The 379-nt window shown below is 45.4% G+C and carries 1 protein-coding gene and 1 pseudogene; both read right to left on the minus strand.

Annotated features, from left to right (window positions below):
• The coding region (locus ACP45E_RS22540; RefSeq protein ID WP_038125824.1) for an alcohol dehydrogenase catalytic domain-containing protein at positions 1–288 on the minus strand (288 nt) is incomplete at its 3' end.
• Positions 289–307: 19 nt separating this feature from the next.
• Positions 308–379, minus strand: a pseudogene (locus ACP45E_RS22545) (aminotransferase class I/II-fold pyridoxal phosphate-dependent enzyme); the annotation flags it as partial.

The raw sequence follows: 379 nt of genomic DNA on the forward strand, positions 1-379 counted from the left end.
ACCACACGTAATGTGCCCTTCACCAGATACACGATCGCCGATTTCGAACCCGCGAACTTCTTGACCAATACCAACCACTTCACCTACGTATTCGTGCCCGACGACCATAGGAACAGGGATGGTGTTTTGTGACCACTCATCCCAGTTGTAAATATGCACATCTGTACCACAAATGGCGGTTTTCTTAATTCGGATAAGAAGATCGTTATGACCCATTTCAGGTTTTTCAACCTCGGTCATCCAGATGCCTTCTTCAGGTTTTAGTTTCGATAGTGCTTTGATTTTCATAATTATTCCTCTCGCCTGATTAAGCGATGATCCCCATATCTTTACCGACTTGGATAAAGGCATCAATGGCCGTATCGAGTTGCTCGCGGCT

The organism is Vibrio genomosp. F10 str. 9ZD137 (assembly GCF_049974785.1).
Lineage (GTDB): Bacteria > Pseudomonadota > Gammaproteobacteria > Enterobacterales > Vibrionaceae > Vibrio.